Raw genomic sequence first — 24,257 nt, 5'->3', positions numbered from 1 at the left:
CAGGGTAGACAATAGTAAGCGTGGCTACTACAACCAAGGCTCCCCGGCCGACCGATCGCCCGGGCACGCTGACCCCGAGGGTGAAGGTCGGCTGGCTGATCGCCGGCGGCGGCGCCGTCGTGGCCGCGCTCATTCTCGCCCTGCTGTTCTCGGGGGCTGCCGGTCCGCGCCAGCTGGGCGACCCGGGGGCCCTGACCCGTTGGGGGTTGCCGGTCGCCAAGGCGTTGAACAACATTTCGGTCGCCGCCGTCATCGGCTCGTTGGTTTTCGCCGTCATGATCCTCCCGCGCCGGGTCGCATCGACCCACCGCCGGACCAGTAATGCGCGCACCAGCACCGCCGGTGCCGCTGGCGACGAACACCCGGCCTTCAGCGCGGTCATGACCCTGGCCTCCGTCGCGGCGGTGTCCTGGACCCTCGCCGCCGTCGGGGTGCTGCTGTTCACCTACTCCGACGCCGCTGGCCTGCCGTTGAGCAGCGACCCCGGCTACACGGAGGGGCTGGCCTCGTACCTCACCGACTTCGCCACCGGCCGCGCCTGGCTGGCCACCGTCCTGATCGCCGCCGTCGTCGCCACGATGACCTTCGGTGCCCGGTCCAGCGGCTGGCTGGCGCTGACCGGTCTCCTCTCGCTCCTCGGCCTGATGCCGATGGCACTGATTGGCCACTCAGCCAGCGGCGACGACCACTACGCCGCCATCAACTCGATTGCCCTGCACCTGGTGGGGGTCTGCCTGTGGATCGGCGGCATCATCGTGTTGGCCGTGGTCAGCGGGCGGCTGGGTGTCCTGACCTCCAGCGTGCTGCGACGCTTTTCCTCCCTCGCAGGATTTGCTTTCATCCTGGTGGTGCTGTCCGGCGTGATCAACGCCAGCCTCCGCATCGATGATCTGGGCCAGCTCGGCTCGGAGTGGGGCCTGCTGGTCACCTTCAAAACGGTTGCCACCCTGCTGCTCGGTGGGATCGGCCTCATGCACCGGCAGTGGATCATTCCCCAGCTAGGAACGGGCAGCGGGTCGCTTACCGGCGGCCAGCTCTCCGCACGGCGCGTGCTGTGGCAGCTGATCGCCGTGGAGCTGCTGATCATGGGCGCGGTTTCGGGTGTTGCTGTTGCCCTGTCGCGGACGGCCCCGCCCGTCAGCGAGGAGATCGCCCCCGATGCCTCACCCGCGCGGATCCTCTCCGGGTATGATCTGCCGCCCGAGCTGACGTTTGAACGCTGGTTCACCGAATGGCGCTTCGACTGGCTGTGGGTGGCCTTCGTGGCGGTCGTCGCGGTGGCTTACCTGCGGGGCGTCGTGAAGGTCCGCAAGCGCGGCGACACATGGCCGCTCCTGCGGCTTGCCTGCTGGCTGGTCGGGTTGACCCTGCTGACCTACATCACCTCGGGCGCTCCAGCCGTCTACGGCATGGTGTTGTTCAGTACGCACATGGTGGGCCACATGGCCCTAACCATGGTGGTTCCGCTCTTCCTGGTCCTCGGCGCACCGGTAACGCTGGCGCTCAAGGCGCTGACCCCCCGCGGTGACGGGTCCCGCGGGATCCGCGAGTGGATCCTGGTGCTGGTGCACTCCCGCTTCTCCGCGCTGGTGACCCACCCGCTGTTCGCCGCAGCGAACTTCGCCGGATCCATTGTGATTTTCTACTATTCACCGCTGTTCGGCTTCGCGATGCGGGAACACGTGGGCCACGAATTGATGTACGTGCACTTCCTGATCACGGGGTACATCTTCGTCCTCTCGATGCTGGGCTCCGATCCGGTGCCACGCCGCGCACCGTATCCGCTGCGGATCCTGCTCCTCTTCGCCACCATGGCCTTCCACGCCTTCTTCGGCGTCGCGCTGATGGGGTCGACGTCGTTGCTCCAGGCTTCCTGGTTCGGCAACATGGGCCGGGATTGGGGCCCCTCGGCGCTGGAGGACCAGCAACTCGGCGGCGCCCTGACCTGGGGGATCGGCGAGATTCCCACCCTGCTGGTGGCGATCGGCGTCGCGATCATGTGGTCGCGCGACGACGCCAGGGAGTCCAAACGGACGGACCGCGCGGCGGACAGGAATAACGACGCCGATCTCACCGCTTACAACAACATGTTCGCTTCGCTGGCGGAACGTGATCACCGCCGCGGTCCAGGCACACCGGGACCCGGCAAGCCAGCATCATCCCAGAAGCCTGACCGACCAGGAGCACGTGAATGACTGAGACCTCGATCCGCACCGATTACCGGGTGCGGGCCTCCGAACTGGTGGGCCGCAACTGGCTCAACACCGGCGGGCGGCAGCTCACCCTCGAAGATCTGCGCGGGAAGATCGTCATCCTCGACTTCTGGACTTTCTGCTGCATCAACTGCCTCCACGTCCTGGACGAGCTGCGGCCGCTGGAGCAGAAGTTCAGCGACGTGGTGGTCACCGTGGGAGTCCACTCACCCAAGTTCGAACATGAAGCGGACCCGGACGCCCTGGCCGCCGCGGTGGAACGCTACGACATCCAGCACCCGGTGTTGGACGACCCCGAGCTGACCACCTGGCAGGCCTACACAGCCCGCGCCTGGCCCACCCTCGTCGTCGTCGACCCCGAGGGGTACATCGTGGCTCACCTCTCCGGCGAGGGTCACGCTGCCGGGCTGGAGTCCCTCGTTGAGGAACTCGTCGAGGAACACTCCGCCAAGGGCACCCTACACCGCGGCGACGGACCCTACGTCCCGACCGAGAGCACCGCCGGCGACCTCCGGTTCCCGGGCAAAGCAGTCCCCCTCGCCAACGGTTCCCTCCTGATCGGTGACACCGGCCATCACCGGCTGGTGGAGCTCGACGCCGACCTGGTCACCGTCCGCCGCACCATCGGCTCGGGGGAGAAGGGCGCCGCCGACGGCACCGCCGACGTAGCCCAGTTCAACGAGCCGCAGGGCCTCGCGGTCCTGCCCCAGCAGGTTGCCCAGCAGATCGGGTACGACGTCGTCGTCGCCGACTCCGTCAACCACCTGCTCCGAGGGGTGTCACTCGCCGATGGGGCAGTCCGCACCATCGCCGGCAACGGCGTGCAGCGGCTTCTCGACGCCGGCAACCACGTGAAGGCACGCCCCGCCGAGCTGCAGGAAAGCCCCGACCAGCTGGGCGGGTACGACGGCGACACACCCGAAGACGCCACCCCGCGCCTCACCGACACCCACCTGGGCACCCGGCCGCTGGAGGTCTCGCTGTCCTCGCCGTGGGACGTGCTGTGGTCCACCGTGCTGGAACGCGTGGTGATTGCCATGGCCGGCACCCACCAGCTGTTCACCTTCGATCCAGTCACCGGATCCGTCGACATCCTCGCGGGCACCGGCCTGGAAGGACTGCTCGACGGAGACGGAGCCGAGGCCTGGTTCGCCCAGTCCTCGGGCCTGGCCGAAGACGCCAGCGGCAACCTCTGGGTCGCCGACTCGGAAACGTCGGCGGTCAGGACCATTTCCTTCCCCGAGATCAACGGCCACCGCCGCACGCAGGTGCGGACCGCCATCGGAACCGGGTTGTTCGACTTCGGTTTCAGGGACGGCGCGGCGGACCAGGCACGCCTGCAGCATCCGCTGGGCGTCACCGCGCTCCCCGATGGCTCGGTGGCCATCGCTGACACCTACAACGGCGCGGTGCGCCGTTACGACCCAACCACCGGGCACGTCTCAACCCTGGCCCGCGGTCTTTCGGAGCCCTGCGACGTTCTGGTGGACCTTACCCCCACCGCGACGGGCAGCGAGCCGCTCCTGATTGTGGTGGAAGCCAACCGCCACCAGTTGGTCCGGGTACCGATCCCCAAGGAAGCCCTCGCCGTCGATGAGGGCGCATCCCAGACCCAACGGCCCCAGACTCCCGTTGTCGCAGGGTCGCATGCGCTCACGATCCGGTTCTCCGCGCCCAAGGGCCAAAAGCTTGACGACCGGTGGGGTGACCCCACGCAGCTGAAAATTTCCTCCTCACCCGAGGAACTGCTGGTCTCCGGCGGCGGAACGTCGGTGGGCCTGACCCGTGAACTGGTGCTGTCCGACTCCGTGAGTGAGGGAGTCCTGCACATTACTGCCCGCGCGGCGGCCTGTGACGGGGAGCCCGGCGGGGAGATCCCCGATCATGCAGCGTGCCACCTCTACCAGCAGGATTGGGGTATCCCGGTGCGGATAAGCCACGACGGCGAAACCGGGTTGACCCTCGACCTGAGGGGTCTCGACTAGTACTGGACCACCGGGGTGACCGCGATTTCGTCGTCGCTCACCGATAGGCGGGCGGTGAAGCCAAACTCGCGGGGGACCGTCACCGGTTCGATCGAGCCGGTGAAAAGGTCCTGCAGTGAGGTGGATAGTTCGGCGTTGCCCGAGAGCGGGGCCATCACCCAGCTGCCGTTGAACGGGTCGATGGTGACCGTCGGGTATTCCGTGATGGACCAGCGGATATCCCCGGCCACCCTGTTCTCGGTCTGGAAATTGAAGGGGCAATTGGCGGGCTGGAAGACCGTCTGCGCCGCGCACTCATCCAGAAAGCGCCGGATCTGGGCGTCCACCGCCTCCACCAGCACCTCGGTGGCCGCGGTAGCGAGCGCTATTCGTTGGTCGCCCGATCGGTCGGTGACGGCAACGGTCTGGGCGGGAGCGGCGAAGTACTCGCTCGTATAGTGGGCTTCGTAGTCGCCAGGGTAAAACACAGCGAACTGGTTCCTCCCCTCGGGCATGCCAACCCTGGTCCCGTTGAGGGTGGCCTCGACCTGGTTGATCACCGACAGTTCAAGCGTGGGCAGCACCGACGGAACAAACTCCCAGGTGTTGAAGAACAGCCACTCGGTGCCGGTACGCGCCAGGGAAAACGTCGACGAATGAGCTGTGCCGCGGACGGTGTAGGTGGTGGTGACATCCACCCGGCCATCGCCGACCTCCACCGCCTCGCCGACCGCCACGTCCTCGACAGCTGACATCGACTGCTGCAGCGGGGCACCACTGAGCATGGCCGGGTTGGCGTCGGGCACCGACGCGTTGAGGAGGCCCAGGGCGCGTTCGCCGTCACCGTCTGACAGTGCTTCGAGGTAGTTGTGGACCTGTTCCTCGGGGTTGAAAATGTGGGTGTTGACCACCACCACCGTGGCAATCGCGGCGGCAACCACGACCATCAGACCGAGCAGCCAGGCTGCTAGGACTTTGATCACGGAAGAGGTTTGCACGCTATTACGTTACCCGTTGAGGGGTGCTCGGTTACCAACGGCGACGACTGCGCCGTCGCTGGGTGCCGAATAAACCCCGGGCCAGTTCCGCCCCGATGGCCCCTGCCGCCTTGACAGCAAACTCCATCAGCTCGCTGTCTTGCTGCCGGGGCGCCGGCAGGGGAACGCCCAGCGGTGGCGGTGTCCTTGCTGGCCCGGGGGAGGGCTGCGGGGTGCCCCGGTGCCCCGTGATTGACTCCTCAATCCGACGGGCTTCGGCATCAGCCGTTGACTCGGGTGGGGGTACAGCGTTCGGTGGAGGGGAAGTGGCGAGCTGTTCGAACGCCGAATGGCTGTCGACCGCCGATTCGTAGTGGGCGCGGAGCGGTGAGGCCCGGACAATGTCCTCGACGACAGCAGGCGCTGAGGGGCCCATCGTCGATTCGGGAGAGGTCATTCGGGTCCACGCGACCGGGGTGGGTGCGCCGCGTTCATTCATGACGGTCACCACCGCTTCGCCGGTCCCTGCTGAGGTGAGGACCTCAGCCAGGTCATAGTCGCTGGTGGGGAAGGTGGACACAGTGGCTTTCAGCGCCTTCGCGTCGTCGGGGGTGAAGGCGCGCAACGCGTGCTGAACACGGTTGGCCAGCTGCCCAAGAACGTCCGGCGGAACGTCTTTGGGTGTCTGGGTGACGAAGAAGATGCCGACACCCTTGGACCGGATCAGGCGAACGGTTGTCTGGATGGACCGCAGAAACTCCTTGGAGGCGTCGTCGAAGAGCAGGTGGGCCTCGTCGAGGAAAAACACCAGCTTGGGTTTGTCTTGATCTCCCACCTCGGGAAGGTCGGCGAAAAGATCGGCTACCAGCCACATCAGGAAGGTGGAGAAAAGCTGGGGTGTTTGCAGGAGGGTGGGCAGCTCAAGGCAGCTGATCATTCCTCTGCCGTCCGGGGCCTGGCGGAGCAGATCGGCGGTGTTGAATTCGGGTTCTCCGAAGAATCTGGCCATGTCCTGTGCTTCAAGAGTGATCAGCTCCCGCAGGATCACCCCCGCGGTGGCCTTCGACAAGCCACCGAGGTCCTTCAGAGCGGACTTGCCGTCGTCGGAGGTGAGGAACGAAATCACTGCCCGGAGATCGGCGAGGTTGAAGAGTTCCAGCCCGGCGAGGTCGGCGTAGTGGAAAATCAGGGTGAGGCTGGACTCCTGGGTGTCATTCAAATCCATCACCCGGGAGAGGAGCAGTGGCCCAAACGCGGAAATGGTGGCGCGAATGGGAACACCGACTCCCTGCCCGCCCAGGGAGAGGTACTCAACCGGGAAACTCCTGGCTGTCCACTGCTGGCCCACACTTTGCGTGCGGGCCAGCAGCTTCTCACCGCCGGATCCCGGGGTGGAGAGGCCCGTCAGGTCCCCTTTGATGTCCGCCAGGAATACTGGGACACCCTGGGCGCTGAGCTGCTCAGCCATGACCTGCAGGGTGATGGTTTTTCCCGTGCCGGTTGCCCCCGCGACAAGTCCGTGCCGGTTCATCATCGCCAGCGGAAGGCGCACCGCTACCTCGGGATACACCTCGCCGTCCAGCACTGCTGCCCCGAGATGGATCGATGGCCCCTCGAAGGAATAACCGGAGGATAGCTCGGCAATTAGGTCCGAACCATCACGTTCCACCAATGGTCAGCTCGCCGCGGCGTGTTTGCCGCCACCTTGACCGTTGTCGGTGCTGCCGTCGCCCGCATCCGAGGTTCCGTGGCCCTGCGCCCGGTCCGCTTCCTGGGCTGTGGCGATCTCCTCGGCACGCTCCTCGCCGGCCTCAGCGGTCAGCGCTGCGCCCGCCTCGGCGTCGCGGGTGAGGTTCTCCCCGGACTCAGGATCAAACAGGTGCAACTTCCGGGTGTCCAGCCAGATCTCGGCCTCGCGACCGCCGCGGATCCGGCTGGCAGCGTCCAGGGTGACAACGATCTGGGGTCGCAGCTCATCGGCGTCCATCTCGCGGGCCAGGTTGTTCAGCAGCTCGCGCATCTCGGGGTCAGGATTGAAGTTGATGTAGCCGTACTGTTCGTTGCCGAGCCACTCGGTATGGGTGAGCGTGGCGGTGAAGATCGAGCCGTGCGGCAGCTTGGACTCCTCGACCAGCTTCGCGTCCTCAAAGAACTCCGGCCGCACGCCCACGAGCACCACCTTCTTGCCCTCAACCTTGGCCAGCTTCTCGGCAGGCACGTCGAGGTCGCCGAGGACGGTTTGCAGTTTGCCGTTCTCGATGGTCGCGGGGATGAAGTTCATCGAGGGAGAGCCGATGAAGCCGGCGACGAAGAGGTTTCGGGGCTGCTCGTAGAGTTCCCGTGGGGAGGCGATCTGCTGCAGTTCCCCCATCTTCAGCACGGCCACCCGGTCGCCCAGGGTCATCGCCTCGGTCTGGTCGTGGGTAACGTACACGCTGGTCACCCCGAGCCGCCGTTGCATCTGGGAGATCTCGGAGCGCATCTGGCCGCGCAGCTTCGCGTCCAGGTTGGACAGCGGCTCGTCGAAGAGGAACGCGTCAGCCTGGCGCACGATGGCCCGGCCCATGGCGACGCGCTGGCGCTGGCCACCGGACAGGTTGGCTGGCTTCCGCTGCAGGTGGTCGGTCAGTTCCAGGGTGGCTGCCGCCTCGGTGACGAGCTTGTTCACCTGTTCCTCGCTGTGCTTGCCTTTCGCGAGGCGCAGCGGGAAGGCGATGTTCTCATACACCGTGAGGTGCGGGTACAACGCGTAGTTCTGGAACACCATGGCCAGGTTGCGGTCCCGGGGTGCCTTGTCGTTGACCCGTTCGCCGTCGATCAGGAGCTCGCCGTCGGTGATGTCCTCCAGGCCCACGATCATGCGCAGCAGGGTGGATTTGCCGCAACCTGACGGGCCCACCAGGATGATGAACTCGCCGTCGGCGATGTCGATGCTGATGTCATTGACGGCGGGGAATCCGTCGCCGTATTTCTTGACGAGGTTGTTAAGGGTGATTGAAGCCATTTTCTGGTGATCCTTTTCTATGTAACTGACGCAGGCGGCTGGGGCTGCGCCATTAGCCCTTGACGGCGCCCGAGGTCAGGCCGGAAACGATTTGACGTTGGAACAACAGGACCAGCAGGACGATCGGGATGGTGACAATGATCGCAGCGGCCGAGATGGCACCGGTGGGCGACTCGAACTGTGAGGCTCCGGTGAAGAAGGCCAGCGCTGCCGGAACCGGCCGCGCGGCTTCCGTGGAGGTCAGTGAAATGCCATACACAAAGTCGTTCCACGCGATGAAGAACGCGATAATCGCCGTCGTGAACACCCCAGGTGCCGCCAGCGGGACGATGGCCTTGCGGAAGGCCTGCCAGGTGGTGGCGCCGTCGACCTGCGCCGCCTGTTCCAGTTCCCACGGGATCTGACGGAAGAACGCAGCCAGTGTCCAGATGGAGATCGGCAGGGTCAGGGACAGGTAGGGGATGATCAACCCGAGCCAGGTGTCATACAGGCCGATGTTGCGCCAGAGGTTGAACAGCGGGGTGACAATCGAGATCACGGGGAAGATCGAAACCGCGAGGGCCGTGGTGAGCACGAGCCGCTTCCCCGGGAAGTCGAGACGGGCAATCGCATAGGCGCACAGGGTGGCCAGGACGACAGCGATTGCCGTGGCGATGAGCGAGATGCCGATGGAGTTACGCAGGGAAGTCAGAAACAGCTCCTGCGCATCGCCGACGAGAATCTGCTCGTAGTTGGAGATGGTGGCAGCTCCCGACGACGGCAGGAAACTTCCGTTGGTGAGATCGCTGGGAGATTTGAACGAGGTAGCCAGGATGGAAGCCACCGGGAACAGGGCGTAGACCAGCACCAGGACCGAAATTACTGCCCACCAGATCTTTTCGCGCCGGGAAGAGTTCTTCATTTCTTTTCTCCTCTCGTGCCAGCAAGATCCACTTTGAAGATCTTGATGGCAGCGAAGCTGATCAGGATGACGCACAGGAACAGCAGGACCGAGACGGCCGAGCCGAGCCCAATCTCGAGGCGGCTGATCGACGTCCGGTAGGCAAGAAGTGACAGCACCTCGGTGTTGTTTTCACCATTGGTCATGATGAAGACATTGTCGAATATTCGGAACGCGTCAAGGGCCCTGAACAGGACGGCGACCATGATCGCCGCCTTCATGTTGGGGATGACGACCTTGCGCATCTGCTCCCACCAGGTGGCGCCGTCGACCTTGGCGGCCTCGGTCAGCTCATCGGGTACCTGCGCCAGACCCGCGAGGAGAAGCAGCGAGATGAAAGGTGTGGTCTTCCAGATTTCTGATGCCATGATCACGAAGAGTGACGTGCCGGTCTGAGCGAACCAGTTGAGGTCTGAGTCGATGCCGGGTACCCAGTCAAACCAGGCGTTGACATACCCCGAGTTGATGTCGAAGGCGTAGAACCAGGCGTACGCCGAGACTACGGTGATGATGCCGTAAGGCACCAGGATCGCGGTACGGAGGATGCCCTTGAGGGACTTCAGCGCCTTGCTCATCACCAGTGCGAGGGCGAAGCCCAGGACCAGTTCGACGGCGACGGTGATCACCGTGATGAGGACGGTGACCAGGAGGCCCTGCCACCACACGCTGTCGGAGAGGATCGTGATGTAGTTGGCGAACCAGATGAACTCCCGCTCATCGGGGGCGGTGAGCCGGAACGCGAACAGGGATTCGAAGAAGGCCTGCAGGATCGGGTACAGGGTCACCAGCAGCATCACCACGAAGGCGGGGCCCGCGAGGTACCAGCCCATCCGGCGTTCGGCTTTGACCCGGTCGCTGTGCTGGATTTTCTGCTTCTTCAGCTTGTTGCCGGCGTCGGGCTTGTTGATCGTTGAGCTACTCACAGTAGCCTCTCCCCTCTGAGTACTGCGGTGATGAACTCCTGGGACCGTTCGGGAGTGGTGTCAGGATCCACTTCGTTCGGTGGTGACCATTCCTGCTGCAGTCCGGTGGAGATTTCGTTGTAGAACGGTGTCTGGGGGCGGGGAGCCGCGAGTTCGAGTGAATCCCTGATGGTTGTTGCCATCGGGAAGTCTTCCTCGATCGCCGGGTCGTCGTAGGCCTCCGAGTTCGATGGCGGGTTGCCATTGGTGATGAAGTACTCGGTCTGGTTCTCCGGTTTGACGATGCACTCGATCGCCTCGTAGGCCAGATCAGGGTTGTCGCTGGCTGCGCCGACTCCAAGGTTGATCCCACCCAGCGGCGGTGCGGTGTCCTCGCCTTCGGTGACGGCCGGGAACAGGGCCCAACCAATGTCGTCGACCACCGACTGGTCGATGGACCCCGCTTCGACGGCGCCCAGGGTGGCGGGCCAGACGAACGGGTAGTTGACCATGAAGGAGCCGTCGTCGCCCTGGAAGAGGGTGAGGGACGTGTTCTCGGTGGAGGTCGGCAGACCAGGGCCGCCGAGGCCCTCGGCGCCGATGGTGCCGATGATCCGTGCCGCTTCCTGTCCGGCCTCAGAGGTGAGGCCCAGTTGCAGCTCGTCGGCGGGAGCCTCGGGGTTCTCGAGGATCTGGCCTCCTGCCGATTCAACCAGGGCGTTGATCCACACGGTCATTGATTCCGCGGGGGAGCCTTGTACACCGAGGAGCTTGTCCTGCTCGGTGGCGGCTTCGATCAGTTGGTCCCAGGTGACCGGCTGGGACATGTCCAGCCCGGCGGCCTCGGCGACCGATTCGCGGTACCAGAGGATCTGGGTGTTCGCCCAAAAGGGAACGGTGACCAGTTCGTCCTTCCAGGTGGCTCCGGCGAGGGCGCCTTCGAGCACGTTCTCGGAAAAGAGGTCCACCGAATCCTCGGGGATGGGTGCCAGGAAGCCGGGCTCCGCCAGTTCGGGGATGAACGGCGGGTCAATGCTCATGATGTCCATTGAGGTGTCCCCGGCTGCGAGCCGTCGCGCCAACTGCTCGCGTTGAGCCGCTGCATCGGTCGGCAGCAGGGACGTTTCAATCCGGTAGGCGCCGTCGGCCTCTTCGGTGCAGCTGGCGGCAATTGCTGCCTGCCCGCCCGCATCGGGATTGATGTACCAGGTGAGGGTGGTGACGCTTTCCGCCGGCCCACAACCCGTCAGCAACATCGTTCCCATTGCCAGTGTCGCCACAGCTGCCGCTTTCGGCCGGCTCCGGACTGGATGAATCTTTCCTCGCCTGTTCGGCATTCCCACCGCGCCTCCACATCGTTGTAGACAGTTTGTTCGCCCGAGGTACAGCAGGCGAACCAAAGCAACCTTGTCTTTGAGACCATATGCCCTGAGTGGGGAAATCGCCAGATCGACGGGTTGCGATCCGGTCAAGGTTCATGACGGGCGGCGGCGGGAACGTAAGCGCTTGCTAGAGGAGTGCTGAGTTGTTCAGTGCGTGAGGGGGCCGCTCGAGTCCCTCTGTGACGCTTTCGGCGGGGTCATTTCCCAGCTCGACGATGCGGTTTTTCTCGTTGACGTGCACCACCGTGGGGACGTAGCTGTGTGCCTCGGCGTCAGTGAGCTGGGCGTAGGTGATCAGGATGACCGTGTCTCCTTGATGGACCAGGTGCGCGGCCGGGCCATTGATGCCGAGCACGCCCGATCCACGTTCACCAGCAATGGTGTAGGTCTCCAGCCGGGCGCCGTTGGTCACGTCCACAATGGAGACCATCTCGCCGGGCAGGATGTCGGCGGCCTCAAGCAGGTCAAGGTCCACGGTGACGGAGCCTACGTAGTGCAGATCAGCGTGGGTTACCGTGGCGCGGTGGATTTTGGACTTGAACATTGTGCGATTCATCAGCGTTTACTCTACCGCCGTTTCGAGGTGTCCGGCTATGTGGCGTTCGGCACGCTTCAGGAGCTGCTGTCGATTAGCTGTCGATTAGCGGCGTACAGGTTTCCCCATCTCGTGGCGCCCGACGACGTCGTCGGGCGGCGTGTCCTCCGAAGACACGAGGTTCGGGAGTCAGAACCCGGGGAAACTTGCACGGTCCAGGCGCCGGACGGGTTCCTGCCACCCGGTTGGGCCGTGTCAGGCGTCCGGGGCTTTGCGCAGCGCACGGCCCATGATCGCAGAGGTCAACGCCGCCACGAGCTCCTGGTTGGCGAGGGGGTTGCTGAGGAGGGTGAAGTCGACGGCGCCCACGGGTGGAAGGGCGAAACGGTTGTTGACCTGCACCAGATCCTCCGGGATCAGGGACTGTGGGAACACGGCTAGCCCAATACCGGCACGGGCAGCGGCCAGGACGCCGTTGATTTCGCGGGTATTGCAGGTGATGCGCCAGGTTCGGCCGGCCTTCTCCAGGGCATCGATGGCCATCTGGCGGGTGAGACTGGGGGACTGGTAGACAATCAACGGCACCGGGGCGCCGTCCTCTAGGGTGGTTTTCCCGTGCCCGGCCCAGACCAGCTGGTCACTTTGCACCAGGGTGCCCTCGCCGGTGCCGCTCATGTACTTGATGAAAATCAGGTCCAGTTGGCCCGCGCGCAGTCGGCGCAACAGGAGCGGGCTCTGGGTCACGGTGAGCTCAAGGTTGATCTGAGGGTAGAGCTGGCGGAAGTGGCGGAGGATGCGTGGCAGCTGTGTGATCGCGAGGTCGTCGGCCACCCCAAATCGGAGCCTGCCGCGCATGGCGGATCCGGAGAAGTAGACCATCGCCTGTTCCTGGGCGGCCAGGATAGTCCGGGCGAAGCCGGCCATCGCGTCGCCGTTGTCGGTCAGGCTGACTCCGCGGGTGTCCCGGGAGATCAGGAGCCGGCCGGCCGCCTCCTCCAGCTTCCGGATGTGTTGACTTACGGTGGGCTGGCTGAGGTTGAGCCGGCCTGCGGCGCCGGTGAAGCTGAGGGTCTCGGCGACGGTAAGGAAGGTTTTTAGCTGAACCGGGTCATACATCATTCCACCTATTACGTTTCCGAATACGAGTTATAGTCACCATACGCTGTCACTATGGGCAGGCGGTGCGTAGCGTGGGAGGCGTTCCCACCCCACCAGCACAGGAAGACACCTTGGCATCCCCACCGCCCTCCGCCGGCCCGGCCGGAGACCCGACCCTTACCGCGCCTCTGCCGATCACCAACCAGCGTCCAGCCTGGCGTGACACGTTCATCTCTCTTCGCATCCCCAATTTCCGGCGGTTCGCGATTTCCCACCTGGTCGCAGTGATCGCCGTCTGGATGCAACGCATCGCCCAGGACTGGATGGTGCTGGAGCTCTCCGGGTCGGTCACCGCCGTCGGGATCACCGTCGCACTGCAGTTCGCGCCGTTCCTGATCCTGGGCCCGTACGGCGGAATCATCGCGGACCGCTATCCCAAACGCATCCTGTTGATCATCACGCAAAGCATGGCCGCCCTGATGGCAGTGGCAATGGCGGTGCTTGCCCTGACCGGCGTCGTTGAAGTGTGGCATGTCTACCTCATCGCCTTCACCCTGGGGTTGGTGACGGTGGTGGATGCCCCCGCACGGCAGGTGTTCGTCAACGACCTGGTGGGGCCAGTGCACCTGCGCAACGCGATCAGCCTCAACTCGTCGATCTTCCAGGTGGGGGCCATGGTGGGGCCCGCGATCAGTGGCGTGCTGATCACCGCGATCGGCGGGGGATGGGCGTTCGCGGTGAACGCCGTCGCCTGCCTCTACACAGTGATTACCCTCGCCCTGCTGCGGACCGACCAGCTGACCGTCGCGGCCAGGGCTCCCCGGTCGAAAGGTCAGCTCCGGGAGGGGGTCCGCTATGTGATGAGGAAGCCGGCCATCTTCTGGTGCATGCTGATGGGCGCATTCGTCTCGGTATTCGCCATGAGCACGCCCGTGCTGATGGCCGCATTCGCTGACACTGTCTTCGACTCCGGTGCCCAGGGGTATGGCTTCCTGAACACTGCGCTGGCCACCGGGTCGCTGGTCGGTGCGCTCGCGTCCACCCGGCGGACGACGCTCCGCCTGCGCGGCGTGCTCGGGGGTGCGGCGGCATTTGGTGGTTTCATGGCTCTTGGATCGGTGGCACCCAACCAGATGGTCTTCGCGATCCTGATGTTTTTCGCCGGAATCGGGTGCCTGTGGTTCATCACCGGGGCGAATCAGCTGGTGCAGATTTCGTCCAATCTCGCCATCCGGGGACGGGTCATGGCGCTGTACATGATGGTCCTCATCGGCGGCCAGGCGATCGGCGGCCCCATGATCGGCTGGTTGGCCGAAAACATCGGAGCGCACACCACGGTGCTGATCGCTGGTGGAGTGCCGCTGGTGGCGGCCGGCGTGTTCGCCGTCGTTCTCGCCCAGAAGGGGCAGCTGACCCTGCGGTTCCGCTACACAGTGTCGCCCAGCCAACGACGGCGGCTGGTGGCGATCGTTCCGAAGTCCCCGGACGCTCGGAGCCACTCGGCTGTTTAGCCCGCACCCGTTAGCCCGGTCCCGGCGCAACTGGCCGCCGAGCGGGTGCCTGTGACCGGGACGGACGGGCCCCAGGACCCGCCACAGGCGTCATTCGGCAATAATGCAGTATGACTGTCGTCCTCGTTGTGGTCCTTTTTGTCTTTGCGGCGGTCGCCGAGATCGGCGGTGCCTGGCTGGTGTGGCAAAGCATCAGGGAGGGTAAACCGTGGTGGTGGGCAGGGCTGGGCATGATGGCGCTCGCTGCCTACGGGTTTATCGCCACCCTGCAGCCGGACGCGAACTTCGGCCGGATCCTCGCCGCCTACGGTGGGGTGTTCGTCGCGGGATCCCTGGCCTGGGGAATTGTGTTTGACGGATTCCGTCCGGACCGCTGGGATATCGCGGGATCGGTGCTCTGCCTGGTGGGGGTGGCGGTGATCATGTTCGCTCCACGGCCAGTGGGTTGACACCGTGGGGCCGAAACTGGAGCGGGCGACGGGAATCGAACCCGCGTATCGAGCTTGGGAAGCTAGCGCTCTACCATTGAGCTACGCCCGCATGGAGACCAGCCGACAGCGCGGCACGAATCCCTGCGAAAAACAACGAGATTCAGCCTACCTCAACCTCACCGTCCCGAAAACACCGAGCCGGACACCGGGTGTCGCAACGGTGGGTACCCTAAGACCATGAGCGTCGAAAAGAACACCAGGGACCTGGAAGCGGGAATCGAGAAGGATTTCACCGGGAAAATGAGCTACGGATCCTATCTTTCCCTGGGGGAGCTTCTCGCAGCGCAGCATCCGGTCAGCCGCCCGGAGCACCACGACGAGATGCTGTTCATCATCCAGCACCAGACGTCAGAGCTCTGGCTCAAGCTGGTGCTTCACGAACTGCGCGCCGTCCGCGCCAAGTTACAGGCCGACGACCTGCGATCGGCCATGAAGGGGATCGCCCGGATCAAGCACATCCAGCGCTCCCTGACCGAGCAGTGGTCCGTACTGGCCACCCTCACCCCCTCCGAGTATGCCGAGTTCCGCGGGGATCTCGGTGCCTCCAGCGGCTTCCAGTCCTACCAATACCGCGCCGTCGAGTTCCTGCTCGGCAACAAAAACGCCGGCATGCTCGAGGTTTTCGCGAATGACCCCGAGGCGCAGGAGCTGCTGGCCACCCTGCTGGATCAGACGAGTATCTACGACGAGTTCATCAGGTTACTCTCCCGCCGTGGACACGACATCCCCGCTGAACTGCTGGAGCGCGACCTCCGCAGCGCCCACGTTTTCAACCCGGAACTGGTTCAGGTGTACAAGGCGGTGTACGAGAACGCCGAGGACAATTGGGACCTCTACGAGGCCTGCGAGGAACTGGTGGATCTGGAAGACAATTTCCAGCTCTGGCGGTTCCGGCACCTGAAAACTGTGGAACGAACTATTGGGTTCAAACGGGGCACGGGCGGCTCCTCAGGTGTGGGTTTTCTGCAGAAGGCCCTCGAACTCACCTTCTTCCCGGAGCTCTACGCCGTGCGCACGGAGATCGGCCGATAACCACTAACCCCGGGGACTGCGGTATTTTTGAACCGTGCTGATCTCCGACCGCGACATCCGAACCGAAATCGACCACCAGCGAATTGTGCTGGATCCCTATGACGAGGCGATGGTCCAGCCCTCGAGCGTTGACGTCCGGATTGACCGCTATTTTCGGTTGTTCGACAACCACAAGTACGCGCACATCGACCCTGCTGAAGACCAGCCCGAGCTGACCAGGCTGGTGGAGGTGGACCCGGATGAGCCGTTCATCCTGCACCCGGGCGAATTTGTGCTTGGGTCGACCTACGAGACGGTGACCCTCCCGGACGACATCGCCGCACGGCTGGAAGGCAAGTCCTCACTGGGGCGGCTCGGGCTCCTGACGCACTCCACCGCGGGATTCATCGATCCAGGATTCTCCGGCCACGTCACCCTTGAGCTCTCCAACATGGCCACCCTGCCCATCAAGCTGTGGCCCGGCTCCAAGATCGGCCAGCTCTGCTTCTTCCGGCTGACCTCCCCCTCCGAACACCCCTACGGCTCCGGCCCCTACGGCAACCGGTACCAGGGACAGCGCGGCCCGACGGCGTCGCGCAGCCACCAGAACTTCCACCGCACCGCCATCTGACAGCCGCTTCAGCTGGGCCTCAGTGGGACGGGACGACGGCGGTAGCCACCTTCGCGGGCGGCTTCACCGGGAGCAACACCAGCAGTCCGACCAGCAACACCACCAGGATGCCGATAATCCCGTACCGCTGTTCGCCGAAGATGGTGATCGACGCCGCGAAGAGGGCGGGTGCGAGGAAGCTGACGGCGCGCCCCGTGGTGGCGTACAGCCCGAACAATTCACCCTCTTTTCCCTCCGGTGCCAGACGCGCAAGATACGCTCGCGACGAGGCCTGCGCCGGGCCAACAAACAGGGTCAGCATCAGGCCGAAGACCCAGAACGTCGTATCTCCGGTCCAGGTGTACCCGAACACGTCGTGGGTGCCTGGGCCCAGGACAAGGACAGCAGACCCGGCTATCAGCAGGCCGATCAACGAGATGATGATGACCCGCTTGGGGCCGGTCCTGTCGTCCAGGAAACCGCTACCGATGGCGCCGACCGCCGCAATCAGGTTCCCGGCGATGGCGAAGACAATCACCTCGCTCAGGGTGAAGCCGAACGTGCCAGCGGCGATGATGCCGCCGAAGGTGAAGACGGCGGCCAGTCCGTCACGAAAAATGGCACTGGCCATCAGGAAGAAGATGGTGTGGGGGCTGGTCCGGTAGATTGCCTTGACCCGCCGGAAGAGGAGGCCGTAGGAGGCGAAGAAGCCCAGCTGGGCTGCTTTCGCCTTACGCGGCACCTCCGGGACAGCGAACATCACGGGCAGGGCGAAGGCCAAAAACCAGATGGCCGAGAACACCGCGACCAGCCGGATGTTCAGGCTGTCGGTGGTATCGGAGCCAAACCAGGGGAAAACCGGCTCCACGAAGGCCACGAGCACCAGGACCAGGGCGACGATGCCGCCCACGTAGCCCATGGCCCAGCCGAAGCCGCTGATCCGGCCGATACTGCTCGGGGTGGAAATCTGCGTCAGCATGGCGTTGTAGTTGACGCCAGCGAACTCGAAGAAGACGTTGGCCAGCGCAATCAGCGCCACCCCGAGGAGCAGGAACTCGGGTTGCGGGAAGACGAAAAAGCACAGCCCCGTCAGGACCGCCACGAGGAGACTGTTCACGCCGAGCCAGAGCTTGCGTCGGCCGCCGCTGTCAGAGCGTTGCCCTGTCACCGGTGCCAGTAACGCGATGAGTACCCCAGCAGCGGCGAGACCCCAGCCCAGCACCACTGACGCCGTGGCCTCCCCACCAAACGCGTCGCTGGTGAGATACACGGTGAAGACGAAGGTGGTCATGACCGCGTTGAAGGCGGCCGATCCCCAGTCCCAGGAGGCCCAGGCGAGGACCGGTCGGGACAGCAGACGGCCCGCACCGCGCGCCGTCGTGCCCGGCGTCGCCCCCTCCGGCCGGGCAGCTGGAACTGGATGGGACGGCACCGGCTGGGGAGAATCCACGCTCATACGGTGAATGCTATCCCGCGGCTACACACAAACCCATGAACGCCTTCAACTGGTCGCCTAAACGCGCGGATCACGGGTGATATTCCGGAAACCTCGAACAGTCGCCGACGGCGTAACGCGTCGGGAAGGCCCATATTCCAAAGGTAGAATAAAACCAAGCCCCTGACCGTCCGTGCTGAATATCAGCTGACCGTCTCATCTGAGAGATCAGGAGATCATCGTGCTAATCGTGCTCATCGCGTTGTTCGCGGTAGCCTTTGTCGCGCCGTTGATCTTCCGCCGGCTTGGCCGCTCAGCCTTCTACGTGATCGCCGCGGTCCCCGCCGCCGCCTTCATCTGGTTGATCATCACCTTCGACCAGTACACGGGGGAGGGGCAGAACCTCCTCGAAGGCCAGCCCAACGCTCCGCCGTCGATCATCTTCCAGTGGATCCCGAGCCTGAGCCTGGAACTGGCCTTCCGGATGGACACGCTGGCCGCCGTGCTATCGCTCCTCATCCTCGGCATCGGTGCTTTGGTGCTGTTCTACTGCGCACGGTACTTCAAGCAGAACGACCCCAACCTGGGGCCGTTCGGCGCTCAGCTCCTCGCCTTCGCCGGCGCCATGTTCGGGTTGGTCACCGCCGACGACATGATCCTGCTGTTCATCTTCTGGGAACTGACCACCGTCCTGTCCTACCTGCTGATCGGTTACTCCCGGCACCGCCTTGCGGCACGCCGCGCCGCCCTGCAAGCCCTGATCGTCACCACCCTCGGCGGGCTCACAATGCTGGTCGGCATGATCATGCTGGGGCAGACCGCTGGCACCTATCGGATCTCGGACATCATGGCCCAGTCCGAATCGCTGCTGTCCAACGGGCTGGTGATCGACGTCGCGATCGGGCTGATCCTGGTGGGTGCGATCACCAAGTCGGCCCTGATCCCGTTCCACTTCTGGCTCCCCGGCGCCATGGCCGCTCCTACCCCGGTGAGTGCGTACCTGCATGCGGCAGCGATGGTAAAGGCCGGCATCTACCTGGTGGCGCGGTTCGCCCCGGGGTTCTCCGATGCCGCCTCCTGGCTGCCGATGATCATGATCCTCGGACTGGCCACCATGCTGATTGGCGGGTGGCGGGCGCTGCGCCAGCACGACCTGAAACTGATCCTCGCGTACGGTACGGTCAGCCAGCTCGGATTCCTCACCATGGTGGTAGGCCTGGGCGGGCCCGGCGGTGCGCTCGCCGGTCTGGGCATGCTCGTGGCGCACGGGCTGTTCAAGGCGACGCTGTTCCTGGTGGTCGGCATCATCGATCACCAGGCCGGCACCCGCGATATCCGCAAGCTCGCCGGGATCCGCAAAACTGCCCCCGCCCTCGCCGTGATCGCGACGATTGCCGCAGCCTCAATGGCCGGTATCCCACCGCTGTTGGGCTTCGTGGCGAAGGAGTCGATCTTCGAGACCTTCGTCCACCAGGCCGAGATCGATCCCACTCCCATCGGCACCCTGCTGCTCGTCGGCATCGTGGCCGGCTCAGCGCTGACCTTCGCCTACAGCGCCCGCTTCGTCTGGGGCGGGTTCGCCTGCAAGGGCAAGGAAGCCACACCGTTCAAACGGGTGGAGAAGTCGTTCCTGTTCGCCCCGGCCCTCCTCACCGTCTTCACCGTCGGGCTCGGACTGTGGCCCGCACCGTTGGACGCGATCATTCAGCCCTACGTCACCCTCTTTGAGGCCGACGGCGAGGAAAGTTATCTCGCCCTGTGGCACGGGTTCACTCCGGCCCTCGCGCTGTCGGCGGTCACCATCGCCGTCGGCGTCCTGTTGTTCTGGTTCCGCGCCAAGGTGGAGCGGGCCCAGTCCCGGGTACCCGCGCTGGTCGACGCCGAACGCGGCTACAAATACACGATCGGGACGCTCGACGACGTCGCCGTCTGGATCACCGGCCGCACCCAGCGCGGTTCGCTGGCGTTCTACCTTTTCGTCATCCTGACCATGGCCATCCTCACCCCGCTGACGGCGATAGTGTTCTACGACGCACCTCTGCCGGACCGGTGGCACTACGCCGATTCGCCGGCGCAGGTGGCGGCCGGCGTCGTCATCATTCTCGGCATCTTGGCCGCAGTCCGGGCCACCAAGCGGTTCATGGCAGTGCTCATGGTCGGGGTGACCGGGTACGGGATGGCCCTGATCTTCGCGTTGCAGGGAGCACCCGATCTGGCCTTGACGCAGATGCTGGTGGAAACCATTGTGCTGGTGGCCTTCGTGCTCGCCCTGCGCTCGCTGCCAGCGCGGCTGTGGCAGCGGGAACCGGGACGGTACCGGTTGCTCCGTGCTGCGCTGGGCATCTCCTTCGGGCTGACCATGGTCGCGATTGCCATGTCCTCCATGGCCTCACGCGTCGCCACGCCCGTGTCCCTTCAGTACCCTCAGCTGGCCTACGAGGGCGGCGGTGGGGAGAACATCGTCAACGTCACCCTGGTCGACATCCGGGCCTGGGATACGTACGGCGAGATCTCGGTGCTGGCCATTGCGGCCACCGGTATCGCCAGCCTGATCTTCATCCGCGGACGCGGTGATTCCCGCCAGCGGGCCGAAAGCGTCAAGTCCGGATCGGTCGATCGCGGCCAGGAACCTATCGCCGAATTCGGCAGGGGAGCCGCGGCGCTGGAGTTGGCGAAGAAGTTCTCGTCAGTCTCCCGCGACGCGTGGCTGGTGGCCGGACGGACGCTCGCCCCCGAGCGCCGGTCGATCATCTTCGAAGTTGTTACCCGCCTCCTCTTCCACTCGATCATCATCTTCTCCATCTACCTGCTCCTTGCAGGCCACAACCTGCCGGGCGGCGGATTCGCCGGCGGACTGATGGCCGGTCTGGCTTTGACCGTGCGTTATCTGGCGGGTGGGCGCTTCGAGCTTGCGGAAGCCAGCCCGGTCAGTGCGGGCGTGTTGCTCGGGGCCGGCATGGCGACCACGTCACTCAGCGCGTTGATTCCGCTGCTGATGGGGGGCCAGATCCTCCAGACCGCCATCATTGAGTTCTCGATGCCGGTCTTCGGGGACGTCAAGTTTGTCACCTCGACCGTTTTCGATATCGGCGTCTATCTGGTGGTCGTGGGGCTGGTGCTCGATGTGCTGCGCAGCCTCGGCTCGGAGATCGATGAACGCAGCGAAGGCCTGTCCGCGTCCACCGATCCGGATGAGATGCAATCACAACAGCAAGATCACACCGAGTCCGGCGAGGGAGTAGTTCGATGAGCGTGAACATCACCCTGTTGGTGGTCATGGCAGCCCTCTTCGCGGGCGGCATCTACCTGCTGCTCGAACGCAGCCTGACCCGGGTACTGCTGGGCCTGATCCTGCTCGCCAACGGCGCCAACATCCTGCTGCTCTCCGCCGGAGGCCGGGCCGGCGTCGCCCCGCTGTACTCGGCCGAAACCCCTGCCGATGCCTACTCGGATCCGCTGCCTCAGGCCCTGGTCCTCACCGCCATTGTGATCTCCTTCGCCGTGACCGCCTTCATGCTGGGCATTATTTACCGGTCCTGGGTGCTGGGCCGGCGCGACGAGGTGCAGGACGACATGGAGGACCGCAGAGTCGCCAGCCAGAGCAGTTTCGACGCCGAGGACGACGCGGACGTCCCGGAAGAAACCACCGAGTTCACCCCGCTAGAAGAAGCCGAGGAAGCCCCCGGCTCCCAAAATGCCGGAGTCCTTGATCTCCCCACCGATCCGAAGGAGCCACGGTGAACATCGCAAGCCTCGCACCGCTGGCGGTGGTCCTTCCGTTTCTTGGCGCAGCGGTTGCCTTCCTCCTGATCCGACATTCCCGCTCGCAGCGGGCGGTCAGCATTTCGACCCTGAGTATCACCCTGATCCTCGAACTGTTTCTCCTGCAGTATGCAGCAGAGCATGGAGCTACCGCCGTGTTCATTGGCGGGTGGATGCCGCCGTTCGGCATCACCCTGGTGGTCGACCAGTTTTCAGCCCTCATGCTGGTCATTTCGACGGCGATCAGCCTGGCGGTGCTGGTTTACGCCACCGGGCAGGGGATGACCGACGGCGATGAAGACGGCCCGATTTCGATTTTTCACCCCACCTACCTGATCCTGGTGGCCGGCGTCTCCAACGCGTTCATGTCCGGTGACCTGTTCAACCTGTATGTGGGCTTTGAGATCCTCCTGACGGCCAGCTACGTGCTCATGACCCTCGGCGGAACCACGCAGCGGATCCGTGCGGGAGTGACCTATGTGGTGGTCAGCGTCGTGTCGTCGCTGCTCTTCCTGATTGCGATCGGCATGATCTATGCCGCAACGGGAACCATCAACCTGGCCGATCTCGCGGTCAAGCTCGGGGATATCGACCCGGCAACGCAGATGATGCTCCACCTGATGCTTCTGGTGGCGTTCGGAATCAAGGCTGCGGTCTTCCCCCTGTCCTTCTGGTTGCCTGACTCCTATCCGACGGCGCCCGCACCGGTAACCGCCGTGTTCGCTGGCCTGCTCACCAAGGTTGGCGTTTACGCCATGGTGCGCACCGAGACACTGCTTTTCCCAGGGGACCGCATCAACACCCTGCTGATGGTGGTGGCAATCCTCACCATGGTGGTGGGGATCCTGGGGGCCCTGGCGCAGTCGGATATCAAACGAATGCTGTCCTTTACCCTGGTCAGCCACATCGGGTTCATGATCTTTGGGTTGGCTATTTCAACAGTCGTCGGATTGGGCGCCGCGATCTTCTACGTGGCGCACCACATCACGGTGCAGACCAGCTTGTTCCTGGTGACCGGCTTGATTGAACGCCGCGGCGGGACAGCCAATATGGATCGCCTGGGTGGGCTCGCCAAGCTGTCGCCACTCCTTGGCGTCCTGTTCTTCATCCCGGCAATGAACCTGGCCGGGATCCCGCCGTTCTCAGGGTTCCTCGGCAAACTGGGTATCCTGCAGGCCGGCGTCGAGCTGGGCTCGCCGATCGCCTATGTGGCGGTTGGGGCCAGTGTGCTCACCAGCCTCCTGACACTGCTGGCGATTGCCCGCGTCTGGAACCGTGCCTTCTGGCGGCGCCCCGAAGACGCGCTACACCCAGATCCAATCCTGCTTGCCACCAAGGCAGACGGTTCAGCGGTTCGTACCTCGCAGCGCGTCCACGGCGAGACCACGGGGCGGTTCTCCGGACGCAAACCGGTCAACCTGCTACCCCGCACCATGGTTGGCCCCACCATGGGCCTGGTCGGCCTGGGAGTTCTCCTGACACTCCTGGCGGGTCCGTTGTTCGAAATCAGCGACAACGCGGCGCAGAACATGCTCGAGCGCACCGATTACATTGAAGCGGTCCTGGGCGAAGGGAGCGCGCCATGAGCCGACAGAAGATCCCCTTCATCACGGAACTGCCCCTGATTATCTGGCTGGTCATCGTCTGGGGTGCACTGTGGCAGGACTTCAGCCCGGGGAACCTCATTTTTGGCGGCCTGATCGCCTACGCTGTGGCCAACCTGCTGTACCTGCCGCCGGTAGAGCTCAGCGGCCGATTCAACATCTTGTATGCGGTCCCGTTCATTGGACGATTTCTGTACAAGCTCGTGGTGGCGAGTTTCGAAGTGTTCTGGCTCTCGCTCACGCAGGGCCCGAGGCTTGTCAACGCGGTTGTCGCAGTGCAGCTTCGGAGCCAGTCCGACCTGCTGGTGACAGTCACCGGACACGCGCTGTCTCTGATCCCCGGATCGCTGGTGGTGGAGGTGGACCGTTCTACCTCCACCCTGTACCTGCACTGCCTGAATGTGAAGACGCCCGAGGGCGCGGCGAAAATCAGGGCCGATGTGCGGGCCACTGAAGCCTGGCTGATCAGGATTATGGGAACCCGGGATGATCTGGCGCTGCTGCAGACCGAGGTCCGGTTCGATCAGGAGAACGAAGAGCGTGAGGAGGGGATCCGGAAATGACCAGCGCCGTAATCATTGTGGGACTGTTGCTCTCATTCGCTGCCCTGTGCGCGCTGTACCGGATTGCGAGAGGCCCCTCGATCCTGGACCGGGTGCTCGCTATCGACGTGCTGCTCGCCATCATCGGTGGAGCGCTAGCCGTGGATATGGCAGTGAACCGGCACCTGGACAATATTGTGCTTCTGGTCGCGATCTCGGTGATCGGATTCATCGGATCCGTGACCGTCGCCCGGTTCGTCACGGACAGGAAGTAGG

20 protein-coding genes and 1 tRNA gene are annotated in these 24,257 nt (G+C 64.3%); 11 read left to right on the top strand and 10 right to left on the bottom strand.

The genetic code is table 11. The features are described 5' to 3' along the window. Positions 1–20: 20 nt before the first annotated feature. Positions 21–2,195 (top strand): bifunctional copper resistance protein CopD/cytochrome c oxidase assembly protein, encoded by a 2,175-nt coding sequence (locus ABD059_RS11770; protein ID WP_343880219.1) that lies wholly within the window; start codon positions 21–23, stop codon positions 2,193–2,195. Further along, positions 2,192–4,198 (top strand): NHL domain-containing thioredoxin family protein, encoded by a 2,007-nt coding sequence (locus ABD059_RS11765; RefSeq protein ID WP_343880217.1) that lies wholly within the window; start codon positions 2,192–2,194, stop codon positions 4,196–4,198. Before ABD059_RS11770 ends, ABD059_RS11765 begins: the two co-directional genes overlap by 4 nt. On the opposite strand, the gene ABD059_RS11760 is transcribed toward ABD059_RS11765, so the two are convergent. From ABD059_RS11760 to ABD059_RS11725, 8 genes are all read right to left on the bottom strand, one after another. Further along, complete coding sequence (locus ABD059_RS11760; protein WP_343880215.1) at positions 4,195–5,175, bottom strand: hypothetical protein; 981 nt, start codon at positions 5,173–5,175, stop codon at positions 4,195–4,197. The genes ABD059_RS11765 and ABD059_RS11760 overlap by 4 nt on opposite strands. Positions 5,176–5,206: 31 nt before the next feature. Beyond that, entirely contained in the window at positions 5,207–6,823 is a 1,617-nt protein-coding gene (locus ABD059_RS11755; protein ID WP_343880213.1) for a helicase HerA-like domain-containing protein, read from the bottom strand. Between the two features lie 6 nt (positions 6,824–6,829). Beyond that, positions 6,830–8,158, bottom strand: coding sequence for an ABC transporter ATP-binding protein (locus tag ABD059_RS11750; protein ID WP_343880211.1), 1,329 nt, complete (start codon positions 8,156–8,158; stop codon positions 6,830–6,832). Positions 8,159–8,210: 52 nt separating this feature from the next. Continuing rightward, positions 8,211–9,059, bottom strand: coding sequence for a carbohydrate ABC transporter permease (locus tag ABD059_RS11745; protein WP_343880209.1), 849 nt, complete (start codon positions 9,057–9,059; stop codon positions 8,211–8,213). Then, positions 9,056–10,006 (bottom strand): carbohydrate ABC transporter permease, encoded by a 951-nt coding sequence (locus tag ABD059_RS11740; RefSeq protein WP_343880569.1) that lies wholly within the window; start codon positions 10,004–10,006, stop codon positions 9,056–9,058. Before ABD059_RS11740 ends, ABD059_RS11745 begins: the two co-directional genes overlap by 4 nt. A gap of 11 nt (positions 10,007–10,017) precedes the next feature. Beyond that, the gene (locus tag ABD059_RS11735) at positions 10,018–11,265 is read right to left on the bottom strand and encodes an extracellular solute-binding protein (RefSeq protein WP_343880207.1); all 1,248 of its coding nucleotides are present in this window, start codon (positions 11,263–11,265) and stop codon (positions 10,018–10,020) included. Between the two features lie 244 nt (positions 11,266–11,509). Continuing rightward, a complete protein-coding gene (gene panD, locus ABD059_RS11730) occupies positions 11,510–11,938 on the bottom strand; it encodes an aspartate 1-decarboxylase (RefSeq protein WP_343880205.1) in 429 nt (142 codons plus the stop codon). Positions 11,939–12,172: 234 nt separating this feature from the next. Further along, positions 12,173–13,033 (bottom strand): LysR substrate-binding domain-containing protein, encoded by an 861-nt coding sequence (locus ABD059_RS11725; protein ID WP_343880567.1) that lies wholly within the window; start codon positions 13,031–13,033, stop codon positions 12,173–12,175. Positions 13,034–13,146: 113 nt separating this feature from the next. Between ABD059_RS11725 and ABD059_RS11720 the strand changes: the two genes are divergently transcribed. Together ABD059_RS11720 and ABD059_RS11715 are read left to right on the top strand one after the other, a co-directional pair. Beyond that, the gene (locus ABD059_RS11720) at positions 13,147–14,526 is read left to right on the top strand and encodes an MFS transporter (protein WP_343880203.1); all 1,380 of its coding nucleotides are present in this window, start codon (positions 13,147–13,149) and stop codon (positions 14,524–14,526) included. Positions 14,527–14,636: 110 nt separating this feature from the next. Beyond that, positions 14,637–14,975 carry a YnfA family protein gene (locus ABD059_RS11715; RefSeq protein ID WP_343880201.1) on the top strand — a complete coding sequence of 113 codons (339 nt, stop codon included), beginning with the start codon at positions 14,637–14,639 and terminating at the stop codon, positions 14,973–14,975. A gap of 17 nt (positions 14,976–14,992) precedes the next feature. Here ABD059_RS11715 and ABD059_RS11710 read toward each other — a convergent pair. Continuing rightward, positions 14,993–15,066, bottom strand: a tRNA-Gly gene (locus ABD059_RS11710). Positions 15,067–15,194: 128 nt separating this feature from the next. Between ABD059_RS11710 and kynA the strand changes: the two genes are divergently transcribed. Continuing rightward, positions 15,195–16,049 (top strand): tryptophan 2,3-dioxygenase, encoded by an 855-nt coding sequence (gene kynA, locus ABD059_RS11705; RefSeq protein WP_343880199.1) that lies wholly within the window; start codon positions 15,195–15,197, stop codon positions 16,047–16,049. A 34-nt stretch (positions 16,050–16,083) separates the two neighbouring features. After that, positions 16,084–16,659: a dCTP deaminase gene (gene dcd, locus ABD059_RS11700; RefSeq protein ID WP_343880197.1), complete on the top strand. Its 576-nt coding sequence runs from the start codon at positions 16,084–16,086 to the stop codon at positions 16,657–16,659. 19 nt (positions 16,660–16,678) lie between these two features. Here dcd and ABD059_RS11695 read toward each other — a convergent pair whose 3' ends face one another. Continuing rightward, on the bottom strand, positions 16,679–18,094 hold the full coding sequence (locus ABD059_RS11695; RefSeq protein WP_343880195.1) for an MFS transporter: 1,416 nt from the start codon (positions 18,092–18,094) through the stop codon (positions 16,679–16,681). 220 nt (positions 18,095–18,314) lie between these two features. Between ABD059_RS11695 and ABD059_RS11690 the strand changes: the two genes are divergently transcribed. The 5 genes from ABD059_RS11690 to ABD059_RS11670 are packed head-to-tail and all read left to right on the top strand — an operon-like array spanning position 18,315 to position 24,256. Further along, entirely contained in the window at positions 18,315–21,323 is a 3,009-nt protein-coding gene (locus tag ABD059_RS11690) for a Na+/H+ antiporter subunit A (protein ID WP_343880193.1), read from the top strand. After that, entirely contained in the window at positions 21,320–21,814 is a 495-nt protein-coding gene (locus ABD059_RS11685; protein WP_343880191.1) for a Na(+)/H(+) antiporter subunit C, read from the top strand. The genes ABD059_RS11690 and ABD059_RS11685 overlap by 4 nt, the downstream gene beginning before the upstream one ends. Then, entirely contained in the window at positions 21,811–23,421 is a 1,611-nt protein-coding gene (locus tag ABD059_RS11680; protein ID WP_343880189.1) for a Na+/H+ antiporter subunit D, read from the top strand. The genes ABD059_RS11685 and ABD059_RS11680 overlap by 4 nt, the downstream gene beginning before the upstream one ends. Continuing rightward, positions 23,418–24,002, top strand: a complete 585-nt coding sequence (locus tag ABD059_RS11675; protein WP_343880187.1) for a Na+/H+ antiporter subunit E — start codon at positions 23,418–23,420, stop codon at positions 24,000–24,002. The genes ABD059_RS11680 and ABD059_RS11675 overlap by 4 nt, the downstream gene beginning before the upstream one ends. Beyond that, the gene (locus ABD059_RS11670; RefSeq protein ID WP_343880185.1) at positions 23,999–24,256 is read left to right on the top strand and encodes an MrpF/PhaF family protein; all 258 of its coding nucleotides are present in this window, start codon (positions 23,999–24,001) and stop codon (positions 24,254–24,256) included. Before ABD059_RS11675 ends, ABD059_RS11670 begins: the two co-directional genes overlap by 4 nt. Position 24,257 lies beyond the last annotated feature (1 nt).

Origin of the sequence: Arthrobacter flavus (genome assembly GCF_039526005.1) — a bacterium.
GTDB lineage: Bacteria > Actinomycetota > Actinomycetes > Actinomycetales > Micrococcaceae > Arthrobacter_D > Arthrobacter_D flavus.
This window is presented reverse-complemented; position numbering and strand designations above follow the sequence as displayed.